Below are 23,379 nucleotides of genomic sequence, written 5' to 3' on the forward strand. Positions count from 1 at the left end.
CCCCCGCGCCCCTCAGACCGCGGTGAACACCAAGGAGGCGTTCTGCCCGCCGAACCCGAACGAGTTGCCCAGCGCCGCACGCATGGTCGCGGTCCGAGCGGTCCCCGCCACCACGTCCAGGTCGATTGCCGGGTCCTGGTGCTGCAGGTTCAGGGTCGGCGGCACGACCCCGGTCTCGAGCGTCCGGACCGTCAGGATCGCCTCGACCGCTCCCGCCGCACCGAACATGTGCCCGATGGCGCTCTTCGGCGCGGTGACGAGCGCACCGGTCCCGACCGCACGACCGATCGCCGCTGCCTCGCCGACGTCCCCGACCGGGGTCCCGGTCGCGTGCGCGTTGACGTGGTCGATGTCCGCCCCGGTGAGGCCGGCCATCCGGATCGCCGCCGTCATCGCGCGTTCCTGCTCGCTGCCGTCCCCGAGTGGGGCGGTGATGTGGAAGGCGTCCGACGTGATCCCCCACCCGGCGAGCGTGCCGTGCGACCGCTGTGCGCGGGCGGCGGCGTGCGCGGCCCGTTCCAGGACGACGAACCCGGCACCCTCGCCGAGCACGAACCCGCGACGGTCGGCGTCGAACGGTCGTGACAACGTGGTGGGGTCGTCACCGTCGGGCTTCGCGAGGGCCTGGGACTGCGCGAACGAGGCCATGGTGACCGGGGTGACCGCTGCTTCGGTACCGCCCGCGATGACGACGTCGGCCTCCCCCGTGACGATGAGCCGCGCGGCGGTCGCGATCGCCTCGGCACCGGACGCGCACGCCGAGACGGTCGTGTACGCACCGGCGCGGGCGCCGTACTCGATGCTGATCTGCGCCGCGGCCCCGTTGGCCATGAGCATCGGGACGGTCCGGGGCGACACCCGACGAGCACCCGAGGTCCCGAGCACGTCGTGCGCGTCGAGCAGCGTCTCCACTCCCCCGATGCCGGTCCCGACGACGACGGCCAGGCGGTCACCCGCGACGGCGGGCGCGCCGGCGTCTGCCCAGGCCTCGCCGGCGGCGACGAGCGCGAGCTGCTGGCTGCGGTCGAGCCGGTTCGCCCGGACGCGACCGAGCGCGGACTCGGCGTCGAGTGCCGCGTCGGCGCCGACCGTGATCGGCACCCGCTCCCAGAACTGTCCGTCGCGGTGCAACTCGCGCACGCCGGAGCGTCCGGCGACCAAGGCCTCCCACAGCGGCGCGACGCCGTGGCCGAACGGGGAGACGGCGCCGTAGCCGGTGATGGAGATGGAGATGTCCACGAGTGCTCCTTCTTGTACGTTGAACAAGTGGAGTTGTACCACGTACAATTCAGAGATGGCAACCACCGACGGCACCGGGACGACCCGTGGCGCAGCGACCCGGGCGAGGATCCTCGCCGCGACCGCCGGACTCCTCAGCGCAGGGGCAGCCGGTGACGCGGGCGGAACCAGCGCCGCACGCCACGCCGTCACCGTCAGCGAGATCGCCCGTGCGGCCGGGGTCTACCCGAACCAGATCACGCACCACTACGGCTCGAAGGACCGCCTCGTCCTCGACGCCGCCTTCGCGCTCTTCCTCCGCGACACGACGCGCTTGCAGGCAGCCGGTCGGCGAGCCGGGTCCACCGACGCGTTCCGTCAGGTGCTCGCACGCACCGCGCTCGCCATGCCGTCGACACTGCTCGTCGTGCGCGCGCTGGCCGCCGCCGGTGACGACGACGCCCAGCGGGAGCGCGTGCGACTCCTGCTCGCGGTCCTGTTCCGGCAGTCGGAGCGCTACCTCGAGCGCGTCGTCGCGGAGCACGGCTGGACGAGTCCGAGCGGTGTCGGCCGTGATTCCCGGACGTTCTGGAGCGCGGTGTTCGGCGCGACGCTCCTCGCCGATGCGGGCGTCACCGGCGGGCCGTCGGACCTCGACCTGGCCGGCACGGTGTCCATCCGCTGACCCCGAGTCTCGGCCCGGGCGGGCCGAGACTCGGCCCAGGCGACCGTTCTCGCGCTCAGCACGGCGAGGACTGTCGCCTCACGCGAGACTCGGCTGGAAGCTGAGCGGCGGCGACGCCTACTCGCCGAAACCGCTCCGCACCAGCTCCACCAGTGCGTCGACCGCGACCTGCGCATCGGTCCCGCTCGCCTCGATCGACACGGTGGCACCCTTCGGCAGCGCCAGCGCCATGATCGCCAGCAGGCTCTTGGCGTCCACGCCGTTCACGCGCACCGCTGCGTCGTACCTGGCTGCCGTCTTCACGAACTCCGCCGCGGGGCGGGCGTGCAGGCCGGTCTCGTTCACGAGGTCGACGCTCGCGGACGCGGCCACGTCGTCGACGCTGGCAGCCCCGTCACCCGGCCCCGGGCCTCCCGGCTGGTCACCGGACGGACGGGAGGCGCTGCTCGCGTCGTCCGCGGACCCTGCGGCGGATGCCGCGGCAGCGAGCACTGCCTCGGCGTCACCACCCGTCTGGGCCGCGACGGCCGCGGCGACCGCGCCCTCGACGAGGGGTGCCTGTGAGACGTGAACGCGTGCGCGGACGTCGTCGTCGAGGAAGTCGAGCGCCGTGTCGGTGGTCAGGTAGGCAGAGCCGAGGTCGCACAGGACGACGACGGCGTCGGCGTCGGCGAGCTCCTCGATGCCGGCGGTGATCGCCTCGAACGACGTGCCGATGCCGCCGTCGTCGGTCCCGCCGGCCGCGACGAGCGGCACGTCGGCCGCCATCTGGCGGGCGAGCTCGACGGTGCCGGAGGCGATCGCGGCGCTGTGCGAGACGATCAGGATGCCGACGGTCACGCGGCGGCGCCCGTCGCCGCGTCCACCGCGGCACGCAGGATGTACGCCGTCGACTGTGCACCCGGATCGCGGTGCCCGACGGCGCGTTCGCCGAGGTAGCTCGCGCGCCCCTTGTGGGCGACGAGCGGTTCGGTGGCCTCGGCGCCCGAGGCGGCGGCGTCGGCCGCGGCGGCGAGCACCGCTGCCGGCTCGTCACCGGCTGCGGCGGCTGCGGTGGCGGCGTCGACCGCGGGGGTCCAGGCGTCCACCATCGTCTTGTCGCCGACGGCGGCCTTGCCGCGCGAGACCACGCCGTCGCGGGCAGCGGCGAGCACGGCGACGAGCGTGTCGGCGTCGAGCTCGGACGCGTCACCAGCAGCCTGGGCTGCCTTCAGGTACGCGGTGCCGAACAGCGGACCAGCGGCGCCGCCAACGGTCGAGATGAGCTTCGTCGCGACCGTCTTCAGCACGGCGCCGGGCGTGTCGAAGGACCCGCCGTCGACTGCCTCGAGCACGGCGCGGAACCCGCGGTCGAGGTTCTCGCCGTGGTCCCCGTCACCGATCTCGCGGTCGAGCGTGACGAGCTCTGCCCGGTGTTCGTCGATCGTCGCAGCCGTGCGACGGACCCAGTCGATGGCCCATGCGGTGTCGAGCGCCAATGCGGTTCCCTTCGTGTGTCCGGCCCGGTGGGCTCGGTGTCGTGGTCGGTGGTCGAGCGGCCGATGGCGGCCGCTCAGCGACCCCAGCGCAGTGCCGGGGTCTCCACCGGGGCGTCCCAGAGTGCCGTGAGTTCCTCGTCGAGCACCGTGACGGTGAGCGAGAACCCCTGCATCTCGAGGGACGTGACGTAGTCGCCCACCAAGCTACGCGTGACGTCGTACCCGCGGTCCGTCAGCACCTCGGCGGCACGGCGGTAGGCGATGTAGAGCTCGGACAGCGGAGTGCCACCCATGCCGTTGACGAGCAGGAGCAGCTCGGAACCGGCCGGAGCGTCCAGGTCGGTGAGGATCGGTTCGAGCACCCGGTCGACGAGCTGGTCGGCCGGGGCCATCGGGATGCGCTCGCGCCCCGGCTCCCCGTGGATGCCGATGCCGAGTTCGACCTCGTCGTCGGCGAGCGCGAAGGACGGCTCCCCCGCGTGCGGCACGGTGCCGGACGCCAGGGCCAGGCCCATCGACCGCGTGACGTCGTTGACGTGGCGGGCGACCGCAGCGACGGCGTCGAGGTCGTCGCCCCGTTCGGCAGCAGCGCCGGCGCACTTCTCGACGACCACGGTGCCGGCCACGCCGCGGCGACCGGCCGTGTAGAGCGAGTCCTGCACGGCGACGTCGTCGTCGACCACGACGGCCTCGACGCGGATGTCGTCCAGCTCGGCGAGCTCGGCGGCGGTCTCGAAGTTCAGCACGTCGCCGGTGTAGTTCTTCACGATGTGCAGGACGCCGGCACCGCCGTCGACGGCCTTGGTGGCTGCGACGATCGGGTCGGGCGTCGGGCTCGTGAACACGGGGCCCGGCACGGCGGCGTCGAGCATGCCGTACCCGACGAAGCCCGCGTGCAGGGGCTCGTGTCCGCTGCCGCCTCCGCTGACGATGCCGACCTTGCCGGCGACGGGGGCGTCGGCCCGGTGCAGGTGGATCGGGTCCTCGACCAGGACGACGTGTCCGGCGTGTGCCCGGGCGAACCCCCGGACGGTCTCGTCGACCACGGCCTGCGGGTCGTTGATGAGCTTCTTCATGCGCGTGCCTCCACGGGTACGGGGCCGAGCCGAGGCGAACTCCACACCGCCGTCGTCGACCGGAGTGCGCCCAATCTACATCCGACACCCGGGCGCTCGTTCGTCCGGTCTGCACGTTCGTGCAGCGCGACGGGGACGCGTCACCGGCTCACGATCCCCTGCAGCGCACGGCGCTTGCACGTTCGTGCACGATCCCGGACTTCCCTCAGGAATTCATCGCCCCGTCGTTCTCCGCGTCACTATGCTCGGCCTCAATCACTCAACGGGGAGTGCGGCGCAGCACCACCGGACCCCCACCTCACGCACTGGAGGTCACCGATGGACGACATCGGCGTCAAGTTCCTGTCCGAGCTCGTCGGTACAGCGATGCTCATCATCCTGGGTGGCGGTGTCGTCGCCGCCGTGTCCCTCTCGAAGTCGAAGGGCTTCGGAGCCGGCTTCCTCATGGTCACGATCGGCTGGGGCTTCGCGGTCTTCGCCGGTGTCACCGTGTCGTACAAGTCGGGCGGCCAGCTGAACCCGGCCGTCAGCCTCGCCCAGGCCATCCTCGGCAACATCACCGTCGGCGCCATGCTCCTGTTCTGGCTCGCCCAGCTCATCGGTGCGGTCATCGGGGCCGTCATCGTCTGGCTCGCCTACAAGCAGCACTTCGACGAGGAGCCCGACCCCGCCGCCAAGCTCGGCGTCTTCTCCACCGGACCGGCGATCCGGTCGTACGGCTGGAACCTCGTGACCGAGATCATCGGCACCTTCGTGCTGGTGTTCGTCGTCATCGCCTTCACCAACGGCCAGACCCCGGCGCAGCTCGGCGCGATCCCGGTCGCCTTCCTCGTGATCGCCATCGGTGTCAGCCTCGGTGGCCCGACCGGCTACGCCATCAACCCCGCCCGTGACCTCGGCCCGCGCCTCGCGCACGCCTTCCTGCCCATCAAGGGCAAGGGCTCGAGCGACTGGTCGTACGCCTGGGTGCCCGTCGTCGGACCGCTGGTCGGTGGCGCCCTCGCCGCCGGGCTGTCCTACGCCCTGCTGCCCGTCGTCAGCTGAACCACCCCAACCCCGGGGTGAGCGGCCCGCGATCGCGTGCCGCTCACCGCACCGAACACCCGTAAGGAGCACCAATGGCCGACTACATCGTCGCCATCGACCAGGGCACGACCTCCACCCGAGCGATCGTCTTCGATCACTCCGGCTCGATCATCTCGACCGGGCAGAAGGAACACGAGCAGATCTTCCCGCGCGCCGGGTGGGTCGAGCACGACCCCGCCGAGATCTGGGACAACACCCGCGAGGTGATCGGTCAGGCACTGTCGCGTGCCGACATCACGCGTCACGACGTCGCCGCCGTGGGCATCACGAACCAGCGCGAGACCGCCGTCGTTTGGGACAAGACCACCGGCAAGCCGATCTACAACGCGATCGTCTGGCAGGACACCCGCACGCAGTCGATCGTCGACAAGCTCGCCGACGGTGACACCGACCGCTACAAGGCCATCGTCGGCCTGCCGCTCGCGACCTACTTCGCCGGCACCAAGATCATGTGGATCCTCGAGAACGTCGAGGGTGCGCGTGAGAAGGCCGAGGCCGGGGACCTGCTCTTCGGCACCACCGACACCTGGGTCCTCTGGAACCTGACCGGTGGCGTCGACGGCGGCGTCCACAAGACCGACGTCACGAACGCGTCCCGCACGCTGTTCATGGACCTCGAGACGCTCCAGTGGCGCGACGACATCCTCGCCGACTTCGGTGTGCCGAAGTCGATGCTCCCCGAGATCGTCAGCTCCTCCGAGGTCTACGGCCACGTCGAGTCGTCCAACCTGCTCCGCGAGGTCCCGATCGCGGGCATCCTCGGCGACCAGCAGGCCGCGACCTTCGGTCAGGCGGCGTTCGACCAGGGCGAGTCGAAGAACACCTACGGCACCGGCAACTTCCTCATCTTCAACACCGGCACCGAGATCGTCCGCTCCGAGAACGGCCTGCTCACCACCGTCGGCTACAAGCTCGGCGACCAGGAGACGCACTACGCACTCGAGGGTTCGATCGCCGTCACGGGCTCGCTCATCCAGTGGCTCCGCGACAACCTCGGTCTCATCGGCAGTGCCCCGGAGGTCGAGGCGCTGGCCAAGACCGTCGAGGACAACGGCGGCGTGTACTTCGTGCCGGCGTTCTCCGGGCTCTTCGCGCCGTACTGGCGTCCGGATGCCCGCGGTGCCATCGTCGGACTGACCCGCTACGTCAACAAGGGGCACATCGCACGTGCGGCCCTCGAGGCGACGGCGCTGCAGACCCGCGAGGTCCTGGACGCGGTGAACGCCGACTCGGGAGTGGACCTGACCGAGCTCAAGGTCGACGGCGGCATGACCGCCAACAACGAGCTCATGCAGTTCCAGGCCGACATCCTCAACGTGCCGGTGGTGCGTCCGGTGGTCGCCGAGACGACGGCGCTCGGCGCGGCCTACGCGGCCGGTCTCGCCGTGGGCTTCTGGGCCAACCTCGACGAGCTCCGTGCCAACTGGCAGGAGGACAAGCGCTGGGAGCCGCAGCTCGACGCCGCGGAGCGCGAGCGCACGCTCCGCCTCTGGAAGAAGGCCGTCACGAAGACCTTCGACTGGGTCGACGAGGACGTCCAGTAGCGACGCACGCGCACGCTGACCGCGTGCACTGAACGCACCGACGCGAGGCCCGGTGCCGGTTCCTCGAACCGGCACCGGGCCTCCCGTCGGTTGCGTCTACTGCGCGTCGGTCGCGCTCGGGACCGCGATCCAGTCCGCCAGCTTGCGGGTGCCGGCGCCGGAGTCGATCGCCTCGGCCGCGACCGCGAGCTGCTCGCGGAAGCGCTGCAGGATCGGCCGGTCGGACTCGGCCGGGTCCTGCGCCAGACGGAACGAGACCAGGCCGGCTGCGGCGTTGAGCAGCACGATGTCGCGTACCGGGCCGGTCTCCCCCGACAGCACGCGGTGCACGACGCCGGCGTTGTGCTCGGGGTCGCCACCGAGGAGGTCTTCGGTGCGTGCACGTGCGATGCCGAGGTCGCGCGGGTCGAGGTCGTGCTCGATGATGCGCCCGCCGGTGACCTCCCAGATGTGGCTGTGGCCGGTGGTGGTGAGCTCGTCGAGGCCGTCGTCCCCCCGGAACACCAGGGCGGTCGCGCCGCGGGTCTGGAACACGCCCGTGATGATCGGCACGAGTTCGAGCTGCGCGACGCCGACGGCGTTCGCTTCGCACCGTGCGGGGTTGACGAGTGGCCCGAGGAAGTTGAACACCGTGGGCACACCGATCTCGCGGCGGACCGGCCCGGCGTGCGCGAAGCCCGGGTGGAAGGCGTTGGCGAACGCGAAGGTCAGTCCGACACGCCGGAAGGTGTCCGCGACACGCGCGGCGTCCATCGTGAGATCGAGCCCGAGTGCGGCGAGCACGTCGCTCGAACCGGACTTCGACGAGCTCGCCTTGTTGCCGTGCTTCACGACGGGCACCCCGGCGGCGGCGATGACGATCGCCGCCATGGTCGAGACGTTCACGGTGCCGACGACGTCCCCACCCGTGCCGACGATGTCCAACGCCATCGGGTCGACGTCCAGCGGAACGGCGGCGTCGAGGATCGCGTCGCGGAACCCGACCACCTCGTCGACGGTCTCGCCCTTCGCGCGGAGCGTCACGGCGAACGCGGCGATCTGTGCCTGGGTGGCGCGCCCGTGCACGATCTCCTCCATGGCCCATGTGGATTGCCTGATCGTCAGGTCCTCGCGCGCCATGAGCGCGCTGATCACTGCAGGCCAAGAGAGTGCGTCAGGCATGGCTCGATCGTAGTGAATTCGAGAGACCCGCCAGTCTCCTGCGAAAACACTGTCTGGGGTTTCGGCCATAATGGAGGACGTGACTAGCACCCCTCTCTCCAGATCCGCCAGCGGTCCGGCCCTGAACAGGCCGAACGCCGTTGCCGTGGGGACGATCGTGTGGCTGGGCAGCGAGGTCATGTTCTTCGCCGGCCTGTTCGCGATCTACTTCACGCTGCGCAGCACGTCCCCCGAGCTGTGGGCGGCCGAAACCTCCAAGCTCGAGGTGCCGTTCGCCTCGGTGAACACGATCATCCTGGTGCTGTCCAGCTTCGCGTGCCAGTTCGCCGTGTTCGCTGCAGAGCGTTTCCAGGTGCACCGCACGAGCTGGAACCCGCGCCACTGGGGCATGACGGAGTGGTTCTTCGTCACCTACGCGATGGGCGCGATCTTCGTCTGCGGCCAGATCTTCGAGTACGCCAACCTCTGGCACGAGGGCGTCACGCTCTCCTCCAGCGCCTACGGCTCGGCCTTCTACATGACGACCGGGTTCCACGGCCTCCACGTCACGGGCGGCCTCATCGCCTTCCTGCTGACGCTCGGCCGCGGCTTCGCCGCGAAGAACTTCGGTCACAAGGAAGCGACCACCGCCATCGTCGTGTCGTACTACTGGCACTTCGTCGACGTCGTGTGGATCTTCCTCTTCGCCGTCATCTACCTTCTCAAGTAGGAACTGGACACCCCCGAGCACATGTTCAACAGAACCAAGACCAAGAAGGGCCGCCGTTCACCGATGGCGACCGTCTCGCTCATCGTCGTGGGCCTCATGACCACCGGCGGTGCGTACGCGCTCTTCAGCTCCACGGCCAACGCCGACGACAGCACGAGCACCGTCGCGGCGACCAGCCAGTCGAAGGTGAACGAGGGCCAGAAGCTCTTCGCCTCGAACTGCGCGACCTGCCACGGCCTCTCCGCCCAGGGCACGAGCGAGGGTCCGTCCCTCATCGGTGTCGGCGCCGCCTCGGTCGACTTCCAGGTCGGCACCGGCCGCATGCCGATGGCAGCCCAGGGCCCGCAGGCCGAAGAGAAGCCCGCGCAGTTCACCGACGAGCAGGTCGACGCCCTCGCCGAGTACGTCGCCTCGCTGGGCCCCGGCCCGGCCGTTCCGTCCACCGAACTCACCAACGGTGAGGACGGCGACGCGGCCGAGGGTGCCGAGCTCTTCCGCATCAACTGCGCCATGTGCCACAACGTGGCGGGCGCCGGCGGTGCCCTGACCGAAGGCAAGTACGCCCCGAACCTGTCGACGGTCTCCGGCAAGCACATCTACGAGGCGATGCAGACCGGCCCGCAGAACATGCCCGTCTTCAACGACCTGAACCTCACGCCGGAGCAGAAGGCCGACATCATCACGTACCTCAAGTACGTGCAGGACAACAAGTCGCCCGGCGGGTTCGCACTCGGCTCCCTGGGCCCGGTGGCCGAGGGCCTGTTCATCTGGATCTTCGGACTCGGCGCGGTCGTCGCGATGACCGTCTGGCTGACCGCGAAGTCCAACTGATCGTCCGTGTCGAACGACACTGAAGGGAACACCATGGCAGAGCACGACGACGAGACGCTGAACTCGTCCTCGGCTGTCGAGAAGCACGGCACGACCACCTCCCCCGGGATCGCGGTGCTGCCCACCGACCCGTTCGAGAACCCGGGTGAGCCGCCGCACCGCGCGCGCCGCACCGACGTCGACCCGAAGAAGCAGCGCCTGGCCGAGCGTCAGGTCGCGACCTTCTTCTACCTCTCGATCGTCGGCAGCGTCCTCTCGATCGCGGCCTACGTCGCGTTCCCGATCGACTCGAACGACTTCGGGACGGTCCGCACCGCGAACCTCTTCCTCGGCCTCTCGATCGCCCTCGCGCTCATCGCGCTGGGTCTCGGTGCGGTCTACTGGTCGAAGTCGCTCGTCGTCGACCGCGAGATCACCGAGCTCCGCCACGGCACCCGCGGCACGGACGCCACGCGCGCCAAGGCCGTCGAGGCCTTCCAGCTGGCCGACAAGGAGTCCGGTTTCAGCCGTCGCAAGCTGATCCGCAACTCGATGATCGGTGCGCTGGCCGCGTTCCCGCTGCCGGGCATCGTCCTGGTCCGCGACCTCGCTCCGGCCGAGGACCCGAACGAGCTCCTGCGCCACACCTTCTGGAAGCAGGGCCTGCGCCTGACGAAGGACCCGACGGGTCTGCCGATCAAGGCCTCGGACGTGACCATCGGTTCGGTGTTCCACGTCATCCCGGACGGCATGCTCGACTCCGAGCACATGCTTGAGGAAAAGGCCAAGGCCTCCGTCCTCCTCATGCGTCTCGACCCGAAGGACCTCAACCCGTCCAAGGGCCACGAGAACTGGGGCTACGACGGCATCGTCGCGTACTCCAAGATCTGCACCCACGTCGGATGCCCGGTCGCGCTCTACGAGCAGCAGACGCACCACCTGCTGTGCCCGTGCCACCAGTCCACCTTCGATGTCTCGAACAACTGCGAGGTCATCTTCGGTCCGGCCGCACGCCCCCTCCCCCAACTTCCGATCGCGATCGACGACGACGGCTACCTGGTTGCCCAGAGCGACTTCCACGAGCCGGTCGGACCGTCCTTCTGGGAGCGTGAACGCTGATGACCAGCACCCCCACCACCACGGCACCGAGCAGCACGGCGAACAAGCCGGCTCCGGAGCGCGGATCCCGCATCATCGGCGGGGTCGCCAACTACATCGACGAGCGCACCAGCATCTCGGGGCTCGTCAAGGAAGTCGGCCGGAAGATCTTCCCGGACCACTGGAGCTTCATGCTCGGCGAGGTGGCGCTGTACAGCTTCGTCGTCGTCCTGCTCTCCGGCACGTTCCTGACGTTCTTCTTCCAGGCCTCCATGGCCGAGGTCGTCTACAACGGCTCGTACGTCCCGCTCAAGGGCGTCGAGATGTCGACGGCGCTGCAGTCCACGCTGGACATCTCGTTCGACATCCGCGGCGGGCTCTTCGTCCGCCAGGTCCACCACTGGGCAGCCCTGCTGTTCGTGGCGTCGATCATGCTGCACATGGCCCGCGTGTTCTTCACCGGCGCCTTCCGCAAGCCGCGTGAGCTCAACTGGGTCTTCGGCTTCCTGCTCTGGGTCCTCGCCATGGGTGAGGGCTTCACCGGCTACTCGCTCCCCGACGACCTGCTGTCCGGAAACGGTCTGCGGATCATCGTCGGCATGATCGAGGGTGTCCCGGTGATCGGCGTCTGGATCGCCTACCTGCTCTTCGGTGGCGAGTTCCCGGGCACCGACATCGTCGGCCGCCTCTACACGCTGCACATCCTGCTGCTGCCGGCGATCCTCGTCGCGGTGCTCGGTGTCCACCTCGTGCTCGTCGTGATCAACAAGCACACCCAGTTCGCCGGCCCGGGCAAGACCAACGACAACGTCGTCGGTGTCCCGATCCTCCCGGCGTTCGCTGCCAAGGCCGGTGGGTTCTTCTTCATCGTCGCGGGCATCATCGCCCTCATCGCGTCGATGTTCACGATCAACCCGATCTGGAACTACGGCCCGTACGACCCCTCGCCGGTCTCCGCCGGTACCCAGCCCGACTGGTACATCGGCTTCGCCGACGGCGCACTGCGTCTGGTGCCGCCGCACTGGGAGGTCGTGTGGTTCGGCTACACGGTGTCGTTCAACATCCTGGCGCCCATCGCGGTCCTGGTGCTGCTCATCCTCGCGATCCTGCTGTACCCGTTCCTCGAGTCGTGGATCACCGGCGACAAGCGCGAGCACCACATCCTGGACCGCCCGCGCAACGCCCCGACCCGCACGGCGATCGGTGCCGCCGGCATCACGCTCTACGCCAGCCTCTGGGCTGCGGCGTCGTCGGACATCATCGCGACCCACTTCCTGGTGTCGATCGAACACGTGATCCACGTGATCCAGGCCACGACGGTCCTCGGCCCGTTCGTCGCCTTCTGGATCACGAAGCGTGTCTGCCTCGCACTCCAGAAGAAGGACCGCGAGATCGTCCTGCACGGCTACGAGTCCGGTCGCATCGTCCGACTCCCCCACGGTGAGTACATCGAGGTGCACGAGCAGCTCGACGAGTACGAGCGTTGGAAGCTGCTGCAGTTCAACGAGTACAAGCCGCTCATGATCCGCCCGAACGCCAAGGGGCAGATCACCGTGGTCCAGAAGGCCCGTGCGAGCGTCTCCCGCTTCTTCTTCGAAGACCGCATCGAGCCGGTCTCGAAGGCCGAGCTCGAGGCAGCGCACGCTGCCCACCACGGCCCGGACCTCGAGGGCAGCCACCAGGCCCCGCAGGTCGAGAAAAAGCACTAAGCACGACGACAGGAACCCCCGCCACCACGTGGCGGGGGTTTCTGCGTGCGATGGGCAAACGCCGCCCCCAGTTCACGGCTGGTTCACCGACACGTGCTGGACTCGTCCAGGACGGTGTGGCAACGTGTTGCACCACGCATCCGCCAACGGAATGAGACCCCGATGGACAGCCGGACGGCCGAACACCCCAGGCCGAACCACTTCCTCCTCCACCTCAGCGACACCCACCTCGTCTCCGGCGACGGCGATCTGTACGGCGGGGTCGACTCCGCCGCCCGGCTCACCGAGATCGTCGCGGACATCGAGGCATCAGGCACCCGGCCCGAAGCGATCGTCGTCACCGGCGACGTGGCCGACAAGGGCGAACCGGGTGCCTACGCCCGCGTCCGCGAAATCGTCGAGCCGGCTGCCCGCCGGATCGGTGCCCAGGTGATCTGGGCGATGGGCAACCACGACGAGCGCGGCGCGTTCCGTCAGGAGCTCTTCGGGCTGCACCCCACCGACCGTCCGGTCGACTTCGTCTACGACGTCAACGGTCTCCGGGTGATCACCCTCGACACGAGCGTCCCGGGCCACCACCACGGCGAGGTCTCCCCCGAGCAGCTCGACTGGCTGGCCGAGGTCCTGTCCGAGGCTGCGCCGCACGGCACGATCCTGGCCATGCACCACCCGCCTGTGCCGAGCGTCCAGGACCTGACCGTCCTCGTCGAGCTCCGCGACCAGCAGGCCCTGGCCGAGGTCATCGAGGGCAGTGACGTCCTGTCGATCATCGCCGGACACCTGCACTACTCGACGAGCGCGGTCTTCGCGGGCATCCCCGTGTCGGTCGCCAGTGCCACCTGCTACACGCAGGACCTCACCGAGTTCCAGGGTGGCACGCGTGGGCGGGACGGCGCGCAGTCGTTCAACCTGGTGCACGTCTACGGCCACAACGTCGTGCACTCGGTCGTCCCCATCGGTCACTACTCCACGGTCGGCGAACCGGTGTCGGCCGTCGAGACCGAGGCCCGACTCGCAGCGCACGGGGTCACGATCCCGCCCGCGGTCGAGCCGGCTCCGGTGACCTCGAGCATCCCGGTCTTCACGCTCGACTCGGTGCCGGTCTCCCCCGTGCACCGGTAGGTCGCCGCACTTCGTGAGCAGAAGAGGTCGGGTCCGTCATGGGAACCCGACCTCTTCTGCGCAGCAAGTGTGGGCGCGTGGTCACGACTCCCCGCCGCGCCGGGGTCGAGTGGTCACGTTCCGTCGCCCGGCGATGCTTCTGGCGACGGATTGCAACCACTCGCCGCATTGCCGACGGGGTGTCGTGACCGACCGCGAGCGTGGCACCGGCCTGGACCGGCCTGGACCGGCCTGGACCGGCCTGGACCGGCCTGGACCGGCCTGGACCGGCCTGGACCGGCCTGGACCTGCCTGCACCGGCCTGGATCGGCCGGGGCGGTGGAGCGGTCGCCTATCGGCCGGGAGGCCCGTGGCGGCCTGGCCACGAGCCTCCCGGCGCGCGAGATGGTCGCGACACACCGCCGGTGCCGCGTCGCGTGGTCACGATCCGTCGACTGCGGGCGGCGCAACCGACGGTCTGTGACCGCTCGGCGTGTAGGTGGCGGGCAGTCGCGACCGGTCGGCGCGCGATTGCGTCCGAACCGCGTGGCTCGATCCCGGCGCCGGGCTCGCCCGGAGCGCGTGGCCGGGCTTCGGCGCCGGGCGCGCGGGCTCGCCCGGAGCGCGCCGGCAGGACGCTGGCGCGTCCTAAGCGCCGGCGCGCTCCCACGGCGCGGGGAAGGGGAAGTAGCGCTCGAGGAAGTCGGTCACGCGCTGCGTCCGCTCCTTGTCGCTGACCTCGGGGAAACTGCCGTCGTTCAGGCAGAAGAAGTCCGCGTTCCGCTTCTTGAGCAGCTCGTCGAGCGACCGCAGCCCGGACTGCATCGTGGTGTCGATGTAGCGGACGTCCGCGTTCTCCTGCACGATCGCCCGACCCGTGAGCAACGAGTAGTAGTGGTAGAGCGAGTTGGTCACCGAGATGTTCTCGGCAGCACGGAAGCGCGACGCCGCCGTGGCACGGAACTCATCGGCGAACTCGTGCTCCATCTCCGTCATGATCGACGACCGGAGCGGGGTGGGCGCGTGCTCGAGGTGCCTGGTGGTGACCGCACCGAACCGCTGCTGCAACAGGCGACGGTTGACCCGCGCGGAGTTCTCGAACCCACTGCGCGCGGCGTTGTTCACGCCGAGGCCGATGCGGGTGGTGGCGAGGATGAACTTCGACACCGACCCCGGGCTGAAGAAGATCGACGGGTCGACGGTGCGACCGAAGAACATGTCGTCGTTCGAGTAGATGAAGTGCTCGCTGATGCCCGGGATGTGGTGCAGCTGCGATTCGACGGCCTGGGAGTTGTGCGTCGGCAGCACGGACGGGTCGGCGAAGAACTCCTCGCTGCGCACGATGCGGACCTTGGGGTGGTCGGCGAGCCAGTGCGGCGCGGGTGAGTCAGTGGCGATGTAGATCTGACGGATCCACGGTGCGAAGGTGTGCACCGAGCGGAGTGCGTACTTGAGCTCGTCGATCTGGCGGAACCGTGCGGGGGCGTCGTCGCCCTCGCCGAGGACGGCCGTCGCCTGCGCTGCCTGGCGGGCGCGCTGGTACTCGATGGCGTTGCCGTCGACCCACGAGAAGACGATGTCGATCGGGAACCGGATGTCGGAGACGTGGTCGTCGAACATGTGCTCGACGGTGCGCCAAGTGCGGCCGTAGCGCTCGATGTCGACGAGCACGAACTCGTCGACCGGCAGGCTGCGGCGCATCAGTGCGTTCTCGACGGGCGCGAGCACCTCGGTGTCGGTGAGTCGCCAGAACTCGAGCTGCACGCTCGTCTCGGCGCCGTAACGCAGACGACCGAGGGGCTCGAGACGCGGGCGGAAGACGCGCAACACCGGCTCGTCGACCGGCCCGAGGCCGTCGTCCTGCACGAGCACGGCCGGTTCGCCCGGCGGCTTCGCGTAGAACGGCTCGTTGACGGCGGCGGCCATGACGGCGCTCTCCGCACGCTGTCGGTCGCGCTCGTCGATCGCGATGACCGGACGCTCGTCGTTGCCGCGGATGAGCAGGTGGTCGACGTCGGCCTCGGTCAACGCGTCGTCGAGGAACAACAGGTCCTCGATCATCGACTGCTGCGGCGTCAGGTGGCCGTTGAGCAGCGTCAGTCGGCCCTTGCGGACGACGACGTCGGGCCGGTCGAGACCGCCGGAGGACGGTCGAGGGTTCAGCAGAGGACTCTCGGTCACCGGCTCGGTCTCGTCGTTCATCCATGCCCTTCGGGTCGTGCTGCCGGGTCCTGTACCCGACCCTGCGATCCTACCGTCCGCCCGCCCGGTCGGTTCTGCAGGCGGTCGCCGGCGCCGGTCAGGAGGCCCGGGGTGCGTCCGCCTCGCGCGGCACCTTGACGGCGATGCCCACCACGATGAACAGGGCGGCAACCAGGATCTGCAACGCGGCCCACACCTGGCCGGGGATCGGCACCGTGACCAGGGGGTTCCAGCAGACGGCGACGGCGGCCATCAGCACGGCGGCCCACCACGTCTTCCCGCGCACCGCGAAGACGAGCACGATGAGGGACAGCACCGTGATGCCCCAGCGGGCGAAGACGAAGCCGGACGAGTCGATGATCGCCACGCAGGCGAGCAGGACGATCGCGGCGATGAGCGACGGCGCGAGTGCCGGCCGGGTGAACCCCGGTGTGGCCCGGGTGTTCGTCGTCCCCGCGGTCGGTCGGACCGGTGCGGCGGGCACACCGTTCTGCGACGACCCCACCGGGGGCCGTCCCTTGCGGGCAGCCATCAGGCGGGGGCCTCGTCGAGGTCGATGGCCGTGAAGGACCGGGACATCGGCGGCAGGCCCCGCACACGTTCGAGCGCGGGGACCAGCTCGCCGAGGTAGGCCCGGTAGCCCTCGTCGGTGAGGTGCAGGCCGTCGTCGGTGAAGCGGTCGTCGAGGTGGTCGCCGTCGGCCAGCGCGGGCCAGGCGTCGAGGTACTGCGCGTGGCAGGTGGCGACGAACTGGCGGAGGTGCCGGTTCGCCTCCTCGATCTTCGTCGTGTACTCGGCCTGGCGGGGCAGGACGGAGACGAGCAGCAGGCGGACACCGGGCAGCTCGCGCCGCAGGGTGACGAGGATCGTCTCGACGTTGCGGACGACGTGTTCGGCGCTCGCGCGGTGGTTGCCGAAGTCGTTCGTGCCGATCAGCAGCACGATCACCTCGGGCTGTTCGGCGACGACCGCGTCGAGCCGCGCGAGCACGCCGTCCGTCGTGTCGCCGCTGATGCCCTGGTTCAGGGTCTGCTCGTCGGGGAGCCAGGTGTCCCACGACCCCTGGGCCGTGATGCTGTCCCCCAGGAACAGGACGGGACTGCGTTCCTCGGTCATGCTGCCTCCTCGTTCGCCGGTTCCGGACTCCCATTGTGCTGGGTCCGGTTGCGCTGCGTCGACTCGGCGTTGTCCGACTCGCGCTCGGCGGCCGCGGTGATGCGCTCGACCATGCCGGGGAAGATGATCCCGTGGAAGGGCAGGATCCCGTACCAGTACAGCCGGCCGGGCAGCCCCTGCGGGAAGTAGATCGCCCGCTGGTGGTAGTCGCTCCCGCCATCGGGGTTCGGGGTGACGGTCATCTCGAGCCAGGCACGCCCGGGTGACTTGAACTCAGCGCGGAGCCGCAGGTAGTGACCGCGCTCGAGGCGTTCGACGCGCCACCAGTCGAGTGCGTCACCCTGCTCGAGTCGGTCCTGGTCGCGACGGCCACGGCTGAGCCCGACACCGCCGGCGACCTTGTCCATCCAGCCGCGTGCGACCCAGGCCAGCGGGAACGAGTACCAGCCGTTCTCGCCGCCGATCGACTCGACGACGCGCCAGACGTCCTCCGCCGAGGCGCTGGAGTGACGCTTCCGGTCGTCGACGTAGACGGTGTGGCCGGCCCAGTCCGGGTCGGTCGGCATCGGGTCGGCCGAGGCGCTCGACAGGGTGGCGCTCCGCCAGCTCGTCGTCACCTCGCCGGAGCGCATCTTGTTCAGGGCCAGCCGGACGGCGCGGCGGTACGACGTGAGCCCGCCCTCGGGCTGCGGGACGACGTCGTCGATGTCGTGCTCGCGCTGGACGCACTCGAACTGCAGCGACTCGATGATCGGGGTCGCGAGCTTGCGCGGGATCGGGGTGACAGCGTTGAACCAGTGCGCGGCGAGGCGCGGGGTGAGCACCGGCAGGACCGTGATCGGGCGCTGCCGCAGCTTCGCCTCGACCGCGTAGCCGTTGAGCATCTGCCCGTAGCGCAGGACGTCCGGGCCACCGATGTCGAAGGTGCGGTTGACGTCGGCGGGGACGTCGAGCGCCGCGACCAGGTAGTACAGGACGTCGCGCACGGCGATCGGCTGGATGCGGTTGCGCACCCAGCGCGGAGCCGGCATCCACGGCAGGACGTCGGTCACGTGCCGGATCATCTCGAACGAGGTGCTGCCGGAACCGATGACGACGCCGGCCTGGTACGCGACCGTCGGCACGCCGGAGCCGAGCAGGATCTCCCCCACCTCCTTCCGGCTGCGCAGGTGCTTCGACAGGTCGCCGTCGGGGTGCAGACCGCCCAGGTAGACGAACCGGCTGACACCGGCGCGCTTCGCCTCGTGCGCCATCGTCTCCGCCGCCTGCCGTTCCGCGGACTCGAAGTCGCCGTCGGCACCCATCGCGTGGGCGAGGTAGTACACGGCCTCGACGCCGTCGACCGCGGCGCGGACCGCGTCGGCGTCCTGCAGGTCTCCTTCGGCGACGTCGACGTCGCTGCTCCACGGGACGTCCTGGAGCTTCCGGGGGTTGCGCACGAACACGCGCACGGAGTGTCCGGCTTCGAGGAGACGGGGGACGAGACGACCGCCGATGTACCCGGTGGCGCCGGTGACGAGGACCTGCATGCCCGGAACGCTACGCGGCGCGCCTGACGGGTAGGCTTGTCGGGTGGACAACGCAGCCTTCCCCGTCACCGCCGATGCCGTCCGCGGCCTCATCGACCACGCGATCCTGAAGCCCGAGCTCACCCGCTCGGACGTCGACGCCCAGCTCGACGAAGCCGCCGCGTACCGGGTCTTCAGCGTGTGCGTCCGGCCCAGCGACGTCGCCTACGCCGTCCGGCGTCTCCAGGGCACCGGCGTCGGCGTCGGGACGGTCATCGGCTTCCCGCACGGCACCACGTCCACCGCGGCCAAGGTCGCCGAGTCACTGCAGGCCCTCGCCGACGGTGCCTTCGAGCTCGACATGGTGCAGAACATCGGCGCCGCGAAGTCCGGCGACTGGGAGCGCGTCGAGCAGGACGTCCGCGCCGTCGTCGACGCCGCCGGGTCCACCGTCGTCAAGGTGATCCTCGAGACCGCGTTCCTGACCGACGACGAGATCGTCGCAGCCTCGCGTGCCGCGGAGTCCGCCGGTGCCGCGTTCGTGAAGACCTCCACCGGGTTCGCCGGCGGCGGGGCGACGACCGAGCACATCGCACTGATGCGCCGCACGGTCAGTGCCGACACGGGCGTCAAGGCCTCGGGCGGTGTCCGCGGGCTCGACACCCTGCTCGAGATGGTGGACGCCGGGGCCAACCGCATCGGCACGAGTGCGTCCGCGCGCATCCTCGACGAGGTCGCGCACCGCGTCGAGACCGGTGCCGCGTCGTCGCAGGGCGACGACACCAGCTCCTACTGACCCACCGCGACACGACCTGATCCACCGCACGACGACCTGACCCGACCGACCCACCACCTGCCAGGTCGGGGCGCACCGGACGCGACGCCGCGTCCGGGAGCCGCCCCGGGCCTCCAGACCACCGCATCGGAGCGCGCATGTCCAGCACCGCACCCCAGCCCCCCGCCCTCGCACTCGCCGTCGACCTCGGCGGCACCAAGGTCGAGGCCGCTCTCGTCACCGACCAGGGCGTCGTCCTGCCGGGCACGCGCTTCCGGAGCCCCACCGGGCCGCAGCGCACGTCCGACGAGCTGCAGGCCGCCGTCGACGAGGTCGTGACGAGCGCGCTCGCCACGGTCCCGACCGACGCGACCCTGGTCGGCGTCGGGGTCGGCTCGGCCGGCCCCGTCGACGAGGAGCACGGCCTCGTCTCCCCGCTCAACATGCCGGTGTGGCGCGGCCACCCGCTGCGCGACCGCATCGCCGCGCTCGTGCCCGAGGACGTACCGGTCACGCTGCGCATGGACGGCCTGGCGATCACGCTGGCCGAGCACTGGGTCGGTGCGGCGCAGGGGTACGACCACGTCATGGGCATGATCGTGTCGACGGGTGTCGGCGGAGGTCTCATCCTGCACGGCCGCACCGTCAGCGGCCCGACGGGCAACGCCGGGCACATCGGGCACGTGGAGTGCGGCGGCTACGACGACCCGTGCGCCTGCGGCGGCACCGGCTGCCTCGAGGCGATCGCCAGCGGCCCGAAGACCGTCGCCTGGGCGCAGCGCCAGGGCTTCGACGGATCCACCGGCGAAGAACTGTCGGCGGCGTACGCGGCCGGCGACGAGATCGCGGTCGCCGCGGTCAAGCGCAGCGGCCGGGCGCTCGGGCAGGCGATCGCAGCGGCGACGAGCCTCGTCGACCTCGAGGTCGTGGCGATCGGCGGCGGGTTCTCCCACGTCACGCCGGACCTGTTCGAGTACGCACGCAAAGCGGTGGCGGAGCGCGTCGAGTTCGGGTTCGTGACGAAGGTGCGCATCGTGCCGACGGCGCTGTCGCAGGACGGCCCGCTCATCGGCGCCGCTGCACTCGTGCACCGCGCCGACGTCCTGCGCTGAGCGGCGCCGATGTGCCCGGCCTCTCCACAGGGGGTGTCGGTCGGGTGTCGCGGTCCGGCAGGATGACGGGGTGCCCGGTTCCCGTCTCCTGACCACGGAGGACTGGCCCGAAGCGGAACTGCGCGCAGCGGTGCTCGCTGGCGAGCTGGTGCCCGTCGGGCCGTGCTGGGCCTCCCCCGCGACGCCGCAGGACCCGGCGCTGCGCGCGACCGCCGCATCGTGGGTCTTCGGCGACGCGCGGCTCGTCGCCTCCGGCCGGACCGCTGCGTGGATCTGGGGCGCGGCGTCGCGGCCACCGGACCCGATCGAGGCGAGCGTCCCGCCGCAGCTGCGCATCGCGGTCGGGCCGGGCCTGCACCTGCGCGAGGTCGCGCTCCTGCCCGTCGACGTGGTCCGGTTGGGGTCGGCGCAGACCGTCGTGACGACGCCGGCGCGCACCGCCGTCGACCTGCTCCGCACACCGGGTGACTGGGACCCGGAGTGGGCAGCGGCCGTCGACGGGCTGCTGACGATCGGAGCGGTGTCCGTCGACGAGCTGCGCGCGCGCCTGAGCGACCTCGGGACCATCCCGATGGCGCGGCAGGCAGAACGACGGCTGCGCGGCCTGCTCAGCGCGCGCTGACGCGTGCGTGGACCCCGCTCAGCCCGCGCTGACGCGGTAGACGTCGTACACGGCGTCGATGCGTCGAACCGCGTTCAGCACCCGGTCGAGGTGGATGGTGTCACCCATCTCGAACACGAACCGACTGAGCGCCAACCGGTCGGACGAGGTCGAGACCGTCGCCGACAGGATGTTGACGTGGTGGTCGGTGAGCACCCGGGTGACGTCGCTGAGCAGCCCCGACCGATCGAGCGCCTCGATCTGGATCTGGACGAGGAACACCGACTTCGACGACGGGGCCCACTCGACCTCGATCATCCGGTCGGGCTCGTTCATCAGGGACTTGACGTTCGTGCACGAGGACTGGTGCACCGAGACGCCCTGCCCGCGGGTGATGAACCCGACGATCTGGTCGCCCGGAACCGGCGTGCAGCACTTCGCGAGCTTCACCAGGATGTCCGGCGCACCACGCACCAGCACGCCGCTGTCGCTCGTGCGCAGCTGGCGGCTCGTGACCTGGCGCGGGAACGTGAGCTCCGGCTCGTCGGTCTCCGTGTCGCTCTGGACGCTGCCGAGGACCTTCTCGATGACGGACTGCGTCGATACGTGCCCTTCGCCGACCGCGGCGTACAGGGCCGAGACGTCGTCGTACCGCATCGACGAGGCGACCTCGGCGATGGTGTCCTGGCTCATGATCCGCTGGAGCGGCAGGTTCTGCTTGCGCACGGCGCGGGCGATGGCGTCGCGACCTTGCTCGATCGCCTCTTCGCGGCGCTCCTTGGTGAACCACTGCTTGATCTTGTTGCGCGCCCGCGGGCTCTTGACGAACTTCAGCCAGTCCTGCGAGGGGCCGGAGTCGGGGTTCTTCGACGTGAAGATCTCGACGACGTCACCGCTCGACAGCGAGCTCTCGAGCGGGACGAGGCGACCGTTGACCTTGGCACCCATGGTGCGGTGTCCGACTTCGGTGTGCACGGCGTACGCGAAGTCCACGGGGGTGGCGCCGGCGGGCAGGCCGATGACCTTGCCCTGCGGCGTGAAGACGTAGGTCTCCTTCGCGCCGATCTCGTAGCGGAGCGAGTCGAGGAACTCCCCCGGGTCGCTCGTCTCGGCCTGCCAGTCGGTGATGTGGGCGAGCCACGCCATGTCCTGGTCGTCGGTGGTCGACGAGGTCCCGACGTCGCGGCCGGCGGCACGCTGCTTGTACTTCCAGTGCGCCGCGACACCGAACTCGGCGCGCTGGTGCATCTCGTGCGTGCGGATCTGGATCTCGACGGGGCGCCCCTGCGGCCCGAGCACGCTGGTGTGCAGCGACTGGTACAGGTTGAACTTCGGCGTCGCGATGTAGTCCTTGAACCGGCCGGGCAACGGCGTCCACCGCGCGTGCACCGAACCGAGCATGGCGTAGCAGTCGCGCACCGTGGGCACGAGCACCCGGATGCCGACGAGGTCGTAGATCTCGTCGAACTCGCGACCCCGCACGATCATCTTCTGGTAGATCGAGTAGTACTGCTTCGGCCGACCCATGACCTCACCGCGGACCTTCGCGGCCTTCAGGTCCTTCTTGAGCGTGCCGATGACGTTCTGGACGAACTGCTCGCGCTTCGGCTGCCGTTCCTTGACCAGGCTGTCGATCTCGACGTAGAGCTTCGGGTGCAGGACCGCGAACGACAGGTCCTCGAGCTCGAGCTTGATCATCTGGATGCCGAGCCGGTGCGCGAGGGGCGCGTAGATCTCGAGCGTCTCCTTCGCCTTGCGGGTGGCGGAGGTGGACTCGACGAAGCCCCAGGTGCGGGCGTTGTGCAGCCGGTCGGCGAGCTTGATGACCAGCACCCGGATGTCCTTCGACATCGCGATGACCATCTTGCGGACGGTCTCGGCCTGGGCGCTGTCGCCGTACTTGACCTTGTCGAGCTTCGTGACGCCGTCGACGAGCATGGCGATCTCGTCGCCGAAGTCGACCTGCAGCTGGTCGAGCTGGTAGTCGGTGTCCTCGACCGTGTCGTGGAGCAACGCGGCGGCGATGGTGATCGGCCCGATGCCGAGGTCGGCCAGGATCTGGGCGACCGCGACGGGGTGCGTGATGTACGGCTCGCCGGACTTGCGCTTCTGGCCGTCGTGCGCGCGCTCGGCGACGGAGTACGCGCGCTCGATGAGCGTGACGTCGGCCTTGGGGTGGTGCGAGCGCACCGTGCGGATCAGGGTGTCCACGGCGCCGGCCGGCTGGGCGCGGGAGAACAGGCGCGGCAGCAGCGAGCGGAGCGACCCGAGGTTGCCCGTCGTGTTCGGCCCGAGTGGGCTGGTCGGCCGCTGGGCGGAGCCGGGGCGGCTCGGTGCGGACGGCTCTTCGCGGGTGTCCGTCATGATGCGCCTCCCAGGACTCGGTCCGA

At 70.1% G+C, this 23,379-nt stretch carries 21 protein-coding genes; 11 read left to right on the forward strand and 10 right to left on the reverse strand.

Annotation, left to right across the window (positions count from 1 at the left end):
* Positions 1-12: 12 nt before the first annotated feature.
* On the reverse strand, positions 13-1,239 hold the full coding sequence (locus tag ABH929_RS14220; RefSeq protein ID WP_404561687.1) for a beta-ketoacyl-[acyl-carrier-protein] synthase family protein: 1,227 nt from the start codon (positions 1,237-1,239) through the stop codon (positions 13-15).
* 55 nt (positions 1,240-1,294) lie between these two features.
* Between ABH929_RS14220 and ABH929_RS14225 the strand changes: the two genes are divergently transcribed.
* Positions 1,295-1,903: a TetR/AcrR family transcriptional regulator C-terminal domain-containing protein gene (locus tag ABH929_RS14225; protein WP_404561688.1), complete on the forward strand. Its 609-nt coding sequence runs from the start codon at positions 1,295-1,297 to the stop codon at positions 1,901-1,903.
* Between the two features lie 117 nt (positions 1,904-2,020).
* On the opposite strand, the gene dhaM is transcribed toward ABH929_RS14225, so the two are convergent.
* From dhaM to dhaK, 3 genes are all read right to left on the reverse strand, one after another.
* Complete coding sequence (dhaM, locus tag ABH929_RS14230; RefSeq protein WP_404561689.1) at positions 2,021-2,743, reverse strand: dihydroxyacetone kinase phosphoryl donor subunit DhaM; 723 nt, start codon at positions 2,741-2,743, stop codon at positions 2,021-2,023.
* Entirely contained in the window at positions 2,740-3,381 is a 642-nt protein-coding gene (gene dhaL, locus ABH929_RS14235) for a dihydroxyacetone kinase subunit DhaL (RefSeq protein ID WP_404561690.1), read from the reverse strand. Before dhaL ends, dhaM begins: the two co-directional genes overlap by 4 nt.
* Before the next feature lie 74 nt (positions 3,382-3,455).
* Entirely contained in the window at positions 3,456-4,457 is a 1,002-nt protein-coding gene (dhaK, locus tag ABH929_RS14240) for a dihydroxyacetone kinase subunit DhaK (protein WP_404561691.1), read from the reverse strand.
* A gap of 318 nt (positions 4,458-4,775) precedes the next feature.
* Here dhaK and ABH929_RS14245 point away from each other — a divergent pair, with 318 nt between their 5' ends.
* Together ABH929_RS14245 and glpK are read left to right on the forward strand one after the other, a co-directional pair.
* The gene (locus tag ABH929_RS14245; protein WP_404561692.1) at positions 4,776-5,501 is read left to right on the forward strand and encodes an MIP/aquaporin family protein; all 726 of its coding nucleotides are present in this window, start codon (positions 4,776-4,778) and stop codon (positions 5,499-5,501) included.
* Positions 5,502-5,575: 74 nt separating this feature from the next.
* Positions 5,576-7,087: a glycerol kinase GlpK gene (glpK, locus tag ABH929_RS14250; protein ID WP_111084025.1), complete on the forward strand. Its 1,512-nt coding sequence runs from the start codon at positions 5,576-5,578 to the stop codon at positions 7,085-7,087.
* 96 nt (positions 7,088-7,183) lie between these two features.
* On the opposite strand, the gene trpD is transcribed toward glpK, so the two are convergent.
* Positions 7,184-8,248 (reverse strand): anthranilate phosphoribosyltransferase, encoded by a 1,065-nt coding sequence (gene trpD / locus ABH929_RS14255; protein WP_404561693.1) that lies wholly within the window; start codon positions 8,246-8,248, stop codon positions 7,184-7,186.
* A gap of 70 nt (positions 8,249-8,318) precedes the next feature.
* Here trpD and ABH929_RS14260 point away from each other — a divergent pair, with 70 nt between their 5' ends.
* The 5 genes from ABH929_RS14260 to ABH929_RS14280 all read left to right on the forward strand — a co-directional run bounded on the left by ABH929_RS14260 (position 8,319) and on the right by ABH929_RS14280 (position 13,696).
* Entirely contained in the window at positions 8,319-8,957 is a 639-nt protein-coding gene (locus ABH929_RS14260) for a heme-copper oxidase subunit III (RefSeq protein WP_111084027.1), read from the forward strand.
* Positions 8,958-8,978: 21 nt separating this feature from the next.
* Positions 8,979-9,788 carry a cytochrome c gene (locus ABH929_RS14265; protein WP_123294420.1) on the forward strand — a complete coding sequence of 270 codons (810 nt, stop codon included), beginning with the start codon at positions 8,979-8,981 and terminating at the stop codon, positions 9,786-9,788.
* Positions 9,789-9,821: 33 nt separating this feature from the next.
* Positions 9,822-10,886 (forward strand): ubiquinol-cytochrome c reductase iron-sulfur subunit, encoded by a 1,065-nt coding sequence (locus tag ABH929_RS14270; RefSeq protein ID WP_111084029.1) that lies wholly within the window; start codon positions 9,822-9,824, stop codon positions 10,884-10,886.
* On the forward strand, positions 10,886-12,574 hold the full coding sequence (locus ABH929_RS14275) for a cytochrome bc complex cytochrome b subunit (RefSeq protein WP_404561694.1): 1,689 nt from the start codon (positions 10,886-10,888) through the stop codon (positions 12,572-12,574). The genes ABH929_RS14270 and ABH929_RS14275 overlap by 1 nt, the downstream gene beginning before the upstream one ends.
* Before the next feature lie 162 nt (positions 12,575-12,736).
* On the forward strand, positions 12,737-13,696 hold the full coding sequence (locus ABH929_RS14280; protein WP_404561695.1) for a phosphodiesterase: 960 nt from the start codon (positions 12,737-12,739) through the stop codon (positions 13,694-13,696).
* Positions 13,697-14,323: 627 nt separating this feature from the next.
* On the opposite strand, the gene ABH929_RS14285 is transcribed toward ABH929_RS14280, so the two are convergent.
* The 4 genes from ABH929_RS14285 to ABH929_RS14300 form a co-directional block, all read right to left on the reverse strand.
* Positions 14,324-15,877 (reverse strand): stealth conserved region 3 domain-containing protein, encoded by a 1,554-nt coding sequence (locus ABH929_RS14285; protein ID WP_404561696.1) that lies wholly within the window; start codon positions 15,875-15,877, stop codon positions 14,324-14,326.
* A 97-nt stretch (positions 15,878-15,974) separates the two neighbouring features.
* Complete coding sequence (locus ABH929_RS14290) at positions 15,975-16,409, reverse strand: DUF6804 family protein (protein ID WP_263090698.1); 435 nt, start codon at positions 16,407-16,409, stop codon at positions 15,975-15,977.
* Positions 16,409-16,993, reverse strand: coding sequence for a GDSL-type esterase/lipase family protein (locus ABH929_RS14295; protein ID WP_111084032.1), 585 nt, complete (start codon positions 16,991-16,993; stop codon positions 16,409-16,411). Before ABH929_RS14295 ends, ABH929_RS14290 begins: the two co-directional genes overlap by 1 nt.
* Positions 16,990-18,522, reverse strand: coding sequence for an SDR family oxidoreductase (locus ABH929_RS14300; RefSeq protein ID WP_404561697.1), 1,533 nt, complete (start codon positions 18,520-18,522; stop codon positions 16,990-16,992). Before ABH929_RS14300 ends, ABH929_RS14295 begins: the two co-directional genes overlap by 4 nt.
* Positions 18,523-18,565: 43 nt before the next feature.
* Here ABH929_RS14300 and deoC point away from each other — a divergent pair, with 43 nt between their 5' ends.
* The 3 genes from deoC (at position 18,566) to ABH929_RS14315 (ending at position 21,010) form a co-directional block, all read left to right on the forward strand.
* Positions 18,566-19,297: a deoxyribose-phosphate aldolase gene (gene deoC, locus ABH929_RS14305; RefSeq protein ID WP_404561698.1), complete on the forward strand. Its 732-nt coding sequence runs from the start codon at positions 18,566-18,568 to the stop codon at positions 19,295-19,297.
* Between the two features lie 137 nt (positions 19,298-19,434).
* Complete coding sequence (locus ABH929_RS14310) at positions 19,435-20,388, forward strand: ROK family protein (RefSeq protein ID WP_404561699.1); 954 nt, start codon at positions 19,435-19,437, stop codon at positions 20,386-20,388.
* Between the two features lie 70 nt (positions 20,389-20,458).
* The gene (locus tag ABH929_RS14315; RefSeq protein ID WP_404561700.1) at positions 20,459-21,010 is read left to right on the forward strand and encodes a type IV toxin-antitoxin system AbiEi family antitoxin; all 552 of its coding nucleotides are present in this window, start codon (positions 20,459-20,461) and stop codon (positions 21,008-21,010) included.
* 18 nt (positions 21,011-21,028) lie between these two features.
* Here the strand turns inward: ABH929_RS14315 and ABH929_RS14320 are convergent, their stop codons facing one another.
* Entirely contained in the window at positions 21,029-23,353 is a 2,325-nt protein-coding gene (locus tag ABH929_RS14320; RefSeq protein WP_228505676.1) for a bifunctional (p)ppGpp synthetase/guanosine-3',5'-bis(diphosphate) 3'-pyrophosphohydrolase, read from the reverse strand.
* Positions 23,354-23,379: the final 26 nt, after the last annotated feature.

Origin of the sequence: Curtobacterium sp. AB7, from assembly GCF_044909335.1 — a bacterium.
GTDB lineage: Bacteria > Actinomycetota > Actinomycetes > Actinomycetales > Microbacteriaceae > Curtobacterium.

What these genes read in the sequence shown, in the direction of transcription:
- ABH929_RS14225 (WP_404561688.1), top strand. Translation starts at nt 1,295, where the DNA reads ATGGCAACCACCGACGGCACCGGGACGACCCGTGGCGCAGCGACCCGG.
- dhaK (WP_404561691.1), bottom strand. Translation starts at nt 4,457, where the DNA reads ATGAAGAAGCTCATCAACGACCCGCAGGCCGTGGTCGACGAGACCGTC.
- ABH929_RS14245 (WP_404561692.1), top strand. Translation starts at nt 4,776, where the DNA reads ATGGACGACATCGGCGTCAAGTTCCTGTCCGAGCTCGTCGGTACAGCG.
- glpK (WP_111084025.1), top strand. Translation starts at nt 5,576, where the DNA reads ATGGCCGACTACATCGTCGCCATCGACCAGGGCACGACCTCCACCCGA.
- trpD (WP_404561693.1), bottom strand. Translation starts at nt 8,248, where the DNA reads ATGCCTGACGCACTCTCTTGGCCTGCAGTGATCAGCGCGCTCATGGCG.
- ABH929_RS14260 (WP_111084027.1), top strand. Translation starts at nt 8,319, where the DNA reads ATGGAGGACGTGACTAGCACCCCTCTCTCCAGATCCGCCAGCGGTCCG.
- ABH929_RS14265 (WP_123294420.1), top strand. Translation starts at nt 8,979, where the DNA reads ATGTTCAACAGAACCAAGACCAAGAAGGGCCGCCGTTCACCGATGGCG.
- ABH929_RS14270 (WP_111084029.1), top strand. Translation starts at nt 9,822, where the DNA reads ATGGCAGAGCACGACGACGAGACGCTGAACTCGTCCTCGGCTGTCGAG.
- ABH929_RS14275 (WP_404561694.1), top strand. Translation starts at nt 10,886, where the DNA reads ATGACCAGCACCCCCACCACCACGGCACCGAGCAGCACGGCGAACAAG.
- ABH929_RS14280 (WP_404561695.1), top strand. Translation starts at nt 12,737, where the DNA reads ATGGACAGCCGGACGGCCGAACACCCCAGGCCGAACCACTTCCTCCTC.
- ABH929_RS14285 (WP_404561696.1), bottom strand. Translation starts at nt 15,877, where the DNA reads ATGAACGACGAGACCGAGCCGGTGACCGAGAGTCCTCTGCTGAACCCT.
- ABH929_RS14290 (WP_263090698.1), bottom strand. Translation starts at nt 16,409, where the DNA reads ATGGCTGCCCGCAAGGGACGGCCCCCGGTGGGGTCGTCGCAGAACGGT.
- ABH929_RS14295 (WP_111084032.1), bottom strand. Translation starts at nt 16,993, where the DNA reads ATGACCGAGGAACGCAGTCCCGTCCTGTTCCTGGGGGACAGCATCACG.
- ABH929_RS14300 (WP_404561697.1), bottom strand. Translation starts at nt 18,522, where the DNA reads ATGCAGGTCCTCGTCACCGGCGCCACCGGGTACATCGGCGGTCGTCTC.
- ABH929_RS14310 (WP_404561699.1), top strand. Translation starts at nt 19,435, where the DNA reads ATGTCCAGCACCGCACCCCAGCCCCCCGCCCTCGCACTCGCCGTCGAC.
- ABH929_RS14320 (WP_228505676.1), bottom strand. Translation starts at nt 23,353, where the DNA reads ATGACGGACACCCGCGAAGAGCCGTCCGCACCGAGCCGCCCCGGCTCC.